Below are 4919 nucleotides of genomic sequence, written 5' to 3'. Positions count from 1 at the left end.
TTAAGTCATGGATATCGTTCAAGAATCTCACCCATGAAACCCAAGATTCACTGTGGATCCCCGAGAACACCGTGCCCATGATGTCTGGCAAAGGCCCCTATGGCTCGGTCGAGATGGGCGGCATGTTCAGCGTGTTGAAGGTACGCCAAGATCAAAAGCCTGGCGACTACACGGACCCAGACTGGTTCAAACACCCGGAAGGCACGGTCGCCCACGAGTACCAAGGACCCTTGACCGAGCCTGCCCGGTTCAAGGCTGAGGGTGGGCAGTCCATGCGCCGAATCCAAGAGTCCAGCAACCCCACCGAGGTCCAGGTGCGTAAACCCACTTCGCACCATGGCCACTGACAAGCCAACCCTAGATGGATGAATCCGATGAATAACACAAGCAACACAACTCCCAAGCTCATCGCGCTGCTGCTGTGTGCTGCCGCTGGTTTCGCCCATGCCAGCGATAGCCATTCCGGCGAACACAGTCACCGCGCCAATGAAACCGCGCTCGGCAGGCCCGGCACGGCCGCGAAAGTCACCCACAAGATCACCGTAAACATGAGTGACGACATGCGGTTCACGCCTTCCGCAATCCAGGTCGACAAGAACGACACCGTGCGTTTCATCGTCAAGAATCAAGGCCAGGTCAAGCACGAGCTGAGCCTGGGCACCGAGCAGGATCTGCTGGAACATCTGGAGGCCATGAAAAAGTACCCCGACATGGAGCACGACGAACCAGGAAAGGTAACGCTTGCACCAGGAAAGCAAGGCGAGATCGTTTGGCAATTCACTCGGCCTGGGTTTGCGAACTTCGCCTGCCTGATGCCGGGTCACTACGAGGCTGGCATGAGGGGCTTGATCAAGGTGGCCCGAAAGTAATGCGCTCCAAGAATAAGGAATCATCCATGCGAGAGATGAATTCACCCTCACGGCCCATGCGCCGCGTGTTCCTGCTGGGCATGCTGGCCCTGGGCGCTGCCTCCTTGCCTGCTGCTGCCACCGCCCGGGCGATCGCCATGCAGGTCTGGAAGGACCCCCACTGCGGCTGCTGCAAAGACTGGATCGCGCACATGGAACAGAGCGGCTTTAGCGCCAGCGTGGTCGACGAAGGAAACAACGCGGCACGCGCCCGGCTGGGGGTGGCACAGAAGTTCGCGTCCTGTCATACCGCGCTGGTGCAAGGCTATGTCATCGAAGGCCATGTGCCCGTGGCCGACATCCTGCGCCTTCTGAAGGAAAAGCCCAAGGCGCTTGGTCTGGCCGTTCCGGGCATGCCGATCGGTTCGCCAGGCATGGATGGGCCGGCCTACGGCGGGCGCCGGGATGCTTACCAGGTACTGCTGATCCAGAAGGACGGTTCGGCGCAAGTCTTTACATCGTATGCAGGAAAAGCATGAAACTCTTTACACATCTCCTCGTTGCCTCGGCCTTCGCTGCAGGCTCATTGCTTCCCATCAGCAGCTTCGCCCAGGCCGCCACGGAACACGACCACAGCCATGCGTCTGCGGCCTCCGCCGCATCCCTGACCGAAGGCGAGGTCAAGAAGGTGGACCAGGAGTCCTCGAAGGTCACGCTTAAGCATGGAGAAATCAAGCATCTGGACATGCCGGGCATGACCATGGTGTTCACGGCCCGGGACAAGGACTTGTTGGCTACGGTCAAACCGGGCGACAAGATCAAGTTCATGGCGGTGAGCGAGGGAGGAAAGCTGATCGTCACCGACATTCAGCCGATCCGTTAAGAACACGCTGCAATTGCGTGCCACCGCCGCGCGCCCAAGCCCTCCGGGGATGGCCACGGCAACTTCAACCAGGACAGGAGAGAACCATGAACCATATTCGCAACACCCTGATCGGCATCTGCGTGGCAACGGCATCGCTGGGCGCTCTCGCCCAAGGCACCGAAGAACACAAGGAACACCATCCGGAAGGCGCGGCGCCCGCTGCAGCGGCCAAGAAGGCCCCGGGCCAATCCATGGGTGCAGAAAAAATGGCTGCCATGGACCAGCGCATGAAGGACATGCAGGCGATGCACGAAAAAATGATGTCCGCCAAAACTCCCGAAGAGCGTCAGGCACTGATGGCCGAGCACATGAAGATGATGCAGGACGGCATGGCCATGATGAAGCAGATGGGTGGCATGTCCAAGATGGCTGGCATGCAGGGCGGCAAAGGCATGGGCGGCATGACCGATCGCCAGCAAATGATGGAAAAGCGCATGGACATGATGGAGTCCATGATGCAGATGATGATGGATCGCATGCAGTCGCCAATGGCGCCTGCGGCCAAGTAAGGGGTAAACATGAACCACAACCATGCCCCTCATCAGATACCGGGACAAAGCCCCCAGAAAGATGGGAGCTTTTGGCGTTCTAGGTATGCCATAGGGCTCCTGGTGTTCGGGGCTGTTGCTGGCTACTTTCTATGGACCGAGCATCGCGCCCATCTGACGCAATGGTGGCCCTACGCGATTTTGTTGCTTTGTCCGTTGATGCACGTTTTCATGCATGGCGGGCATGGCGGGCATGGCGGGAACGCGAATGGCCAGACATCGCAGCATGACGACGACCAGCGCAGGAGCTAATAACCATGGATCACTCAGCACCCTCCTACGGCCTGTGGCTGCTGGTGGCCATCAATGTTGCAGTCTTCGCCATGTTCGCCTTCAGCTTCTTCAAGCCGACCACCGCACGCGACTGGCGCAGTTTTGGCGCGTTCACGGCATTTATCGTCGCGCTGTTTGTCGAGATGTACGGCTTTCCGCTGACCATATATTTCATGTCAGGTTGGTTGGGGCAGAAATTTCCTGGTGTGGACTTTTTGAGTCATGACGCCGGGCATCTTTTGGAGCTTTTGTTTGGCTGGGGTGGTGATCCCCATTGGGGCCCGTTCCACATACTGAGCTACCTGTTCATCGGCGGCGGATTCTGGATCCTGGCCGAAGCCTGGCCGACGCTATATGCGGCCCAGCGCCAAGGCCAGCTGGCGCAGTCAGGCCTTTACGCCAGGGTGCGCCACCCGCAGTACATCGGGTTCGTGCTGATCATGTTCGGTTTCCTGTTGCAATGGCCGACCATCCTCACCTTGTTGATGTTTCCTGTCCTCTTGTTCATGTACGGCCGCCTGGCATTGACCGAAGAGCGTGAGAGCGCGGCGCGTTTCGGTCTGGTCTGGCAAGAGTATGCGAGCCGCGTACCGCGTTTCGTTCCCCGGCTGGGCTGACAAGTGACCGCAGCGGACTATTTCAACTGTCGAGGTAAACCATGACTTCCACCGATCTGGTCATTTCGGGCATGACTTGCCCCATGTGCACGGCGCGTGTCACGCAAGCCTTGCGTGCCGTCGCCGGAGTGCAAACGGTCGACGTCGATTGGAAGACGGGCATTGCACACGTCAAGGGCGACGCAACCATGGAGACGCTTTCAGGCGATCTTTTGGTTCTTGCACTGGAAGAAGCGGGATACCCAGCCCGCATCTTGCGTCCGGGCGCGCCCCAACCGCCCACCGCCGCAGTCAAGTCTGGATGCTGTTGCAAGCGCTGACATGACCGGCGCCCTCATGAAAAAAATCGGTTGGAAGCTGGGTCTGGGCGGACTCCTGGCGGTACTCCTGATGGCCACAGGCACGTATGTGCTGGGTTCGCGGAGTCAATCGATGCCGGATCAATTACGCGCCAATGATCTGCATGTCGTGAATGTGGGTGCCGGCCTGTACACCCAGCACTGCGCCGCGTGCCACGGAGCCCGTGGTGAAGGGCAGCCAAACTGGCGCGAGCATGGCCCCGATGGCCGCCTACCTGCCCCGCCGCATGACGAAAGCGGCCACACCTGGCACCACCCTGACGCACAACTTTTCGCCATCACCAAATATGGGCTGGCGAAGCTGATCAAACAGCCTGACTACCAGACCAACATGCCTATTTACGACGGTGTGTTGAGTGACTCTGAAATCAATGCCGTGCTTTCATGGATCAAGGCACAGTGGCCCAAGGAGATTCAAGCACGGCACGACCAGGTCAATGCGCAGTACCAAAAGTCGCTTGAGCGCTGAGCCAGCGCCTCTGGCCCATTCGCAGCACTTTTCTGTCGACAGAAAAAGATAGGCCCGATGCACAAGCATCGGGCTGAAAGGGGAAATGAAGCGATTAGTTGATGTAAAGGTTCTTCAGCTGTCCGTTCTTGTCATCCAGCACCTGCTGGCGAGATTGGCTGGTTTGAGCACCCGTATTGGTCTTATCCACGATTTCTGGCGTCATCGAATCACCATGCAGCATCTTGGCATGGACTTTCGGATCGACTGGACTCTTGGCCGCGTTTTGGCCAATGTGCTCAGGCGTGAAATGAACAATATCGCCGTTCCCTTGGTGCCAGGCGGAAGTGGCCTGAGACAAGCCAGACAAAGTGACAAGGGCAATGGCGAGAGAGAGCTTTACAGTTTTGGTGGTCATTTTGAAGTCCTTGCAATGAAAAGTGAAACTGGATTTTTTGCCTGTGCGAAGAGCACGAGTTAACTGTAAGAAGCCGCCACCAACAAGACGCTGACCACCACATTACGTTTTGTTCATTTCGAACCCTGTGCATTCCAATTGGTGGATGCGCACCGTCCGACTTGACTTTGCCACCTTGACAGGGTTCATCATGAAATTGAGTCAGGAGCCATCCACCATGCAAGCGAACACCCCCATTGTTTACACCTGCCCCATGCACCCCGAGGTGCGTCAGGACCACCCGGGCCGCTGTCCAAAGTGCCAGATGCATCTGGTACCCGAGGGCGAGGTGTCCCATGGCCCCCCGCATGACCATCGCAGCCATTCCATGCGCACTGCGGTGCCTGTACCTGCGAACGCACCAGGCACCACACAGCCGGAGTCGGGCGACACGATCTACACCTGCCCGATGCACCCCGAGGTGCGGCAAGATCATCCAGGCCG

10 protein-coding genes and 1 pseudogene are annotated in these 4919 nt (G+C 58.3%); 10 read left to right on the top strand and 1 reads right to left on the bottom strand.

The window, feature by feature from the left end:
* The 9 genes and pseudogenes from KYG_RS01480 to KYG_RS01445 form a co-directional block, all read left to right on the top strand.
* A pseudogene (locus KYG_RS01480) lies at positions 1-347 on the top strand (copper oxidase); the annotation flags it as partial.
* Positions 348-374: 27 nt separating this feature from the next.
* A complete protein-coding gene (locus tag KYG_RS01475) occupies positions 375-869 on the top strand; it encodes a plastocyanin/azurin family copper-binding protein (protein ID WP_008903029.1) in 495 nt (164 codons plus the stop codon).
* A 35-nt stretch (positions 870-904) separates the two neighbouring features.
* On the top strand, positions 905-1387 hold the full coding sequence (locus KYG_RS01470; RefSeq protein ID WP_034692607.1) for a DUF411 domain-containing protein: 483 nt from the start codon (positions 905-907) through the stop codon (positions 1385-1387).
* Positions 1384-1731, top strand: a complete 348-nt coding sequence (locus KYG_RS01465) for a copper-binding protein (RefSeq protein ID WP_008903027.1) — start codon at positions 1384-1386, stop codon at positions 1729-1731. Before KYG_RS01470 ends, KYG_RS01465 begins: the two co-directional genes overlap by 4 nt.
* An 86-nt stretch (positions 1732-1817) precedes the next feature.
* A complete protein-coding gene (locus KYG_RS01460; protein ID WP_008903026.1) occupies positions 1818-2282 on the top strand; it encodes a hypothetical protein in 465 nt (154 codons plus the stop codon).
* 9 nt (positions 2283-2291) lie between these two features.
* The gene (locus tag KYG_RS23445) at positions 2292-2573 is read left to right on the top strand and encodes a DUF2933 domain-containing protein (RefSeq protein WP_008903025.1); all 282 of its coding nucleotides are present in this window, start codon (positions 2292-2294) and stop codon (positions 2571-2573) included.
* Between the two features lie 5 nt (positions 2574-2578).
* The gene (locus KYG_RS01455) at positions 2579-3211 is read left to right on the top strand and encodes an isoprenylcysteine carboxylmethyltransferase family protein (RefSeq protein ID WP_008903024.1); all 633 of its coding nucleotides are present in this window, start codon (positions 2579-2581) and stop codon (positions 3209-3211) included.
* 41 nt (positions 3212-3252) lie between these two features.
* Entirely contained in the window at positions 3253-3531 is a 279-nt protein-coding gene (locus tag KYG_RS01450; protein WP_008903023.1) for a heavy-metal-associated domain-containing protein, read from the top strand.
* 1 nt (position 3532) lies between these two features.
* Positions 3533-4039 carry a cytochrome c gene (locus tag KYG_RS01445; protein WP_008903022.1) on the top strand — a complete coding sequence of 169 codons (507 nt, stop codon included), beginning with the start codon at positions 3533-3535 and terminating at the stop codon, positions 4037-4039.
* A 94-nt stretch (positions 4040-4133) separates the two neighbouring features.
* Here the strand turns inward: KYG_RS01445 and KYG_RS01440 are convergent, their stop codons facing one another.
* Positions 4134-4436 carry a hypothetical protein gene (locus tag KYG_RS01440; protein ID WP_008903021.1) on the bottom strand — a complete coding sequence of 101 codons (303 nt, stop codon included), beginning with the start codon at positions 4434-4436 and terminating at the stop codon, positions 4134-4136.
* 217 nt (positions 4437-4653) lie between these two features.
* Between KYG_RS01440 and KYG_RS01435 the strand changes: the two genes are divergently transcribed.
* Positions 4654-4919, top strand: a 266-nt coding sequence (locus tag KYG_RS01435) for a heavy metal-binding domain-containing protein (protein ID WP_008903020.1), incomplete at its 3' end; no start/stop codon positions are given.

It is taken from the genome of Acidovorax sp. NO-1 (assembly GCF_000238595.1).
Taxonomy (GTDB): domain Bacteria; phylum Pseudomonadota; class Gammaproteobacteria; order Burkholderiales; family Burkholderiaceae_C; genus Acidovorax.
The sequence above is the reverse complement of the archived record's forward strand: the minus strand, read 5'-3'. Positions and strand labels throughout refer to the sequence as shown.

Excerpts from the sequence above, each read along its gene's own strand:
- KYG_RS01450 (WP_008903023.1), top strand. The coding sequence starts at position 3,253 with ATGACTTCCACCGATCTGGTCATTTCGGGCATGACTTGCCCCATGTGC.
- KYG_RS01455 (WP_008903024.1), top strand. The coding sequence starts at position 2,579 with ATGGATCACTCAGCACCCTCCTACGGCCTGTGGCTGCTGGTGGCCATC.
- KYG_RS01440 (WP_008903021.1), bottom strand. The coding sequence starts at position 4,436 with ATGACCACCAAAACTGTAAAGCTCTCTCTCGCCATTGCCCTTGTCACT.
- KYG_RS01475 (WP_008903029.1), top strand. The coding sequence starts at position 375 with ATGAATAACACAAGCAACACAACTCCCAAGCTCATCGCGCTGCTGCTG.
- KYG_RS01465 (WP_008903027.1), top strand. The coding sequence starts at position 1,384 with ATGAAACTCTTTACACATCTCCTCGTTGCCTCGGCCTTCGCTGCAGGC.
- KYG_RS01445 (WP_008903022.1), top strand. The coding sequence starts at position 3,533 with ATGACCGGCGCCCTCATGAAAAAAATCGGTTGGAAGCTGGGTCTGGGC.
- KYG_RS01460 (WP_008903026.1), top strand. The coding sequence starts at position 1,818 with ATGAACCATATTCGCAACACCCTGATCGGCATCTGCGTGGCAACGGCA.
- KYG_RS01470 (WP_034692607.1), top strand. The coding sequence starts at position 905 with ATGAATTCACCCTCACGGCCCATGCGCCGCGTGTTCCTGCTGGGCATG.
- KYG_RS23445 (WP_008903025.1), top strand. The coding sequence starts at position 2,292 with ATGAACCACAACCATGCCCCTCATCAGATACCGGGACAAAGCCCCCAG.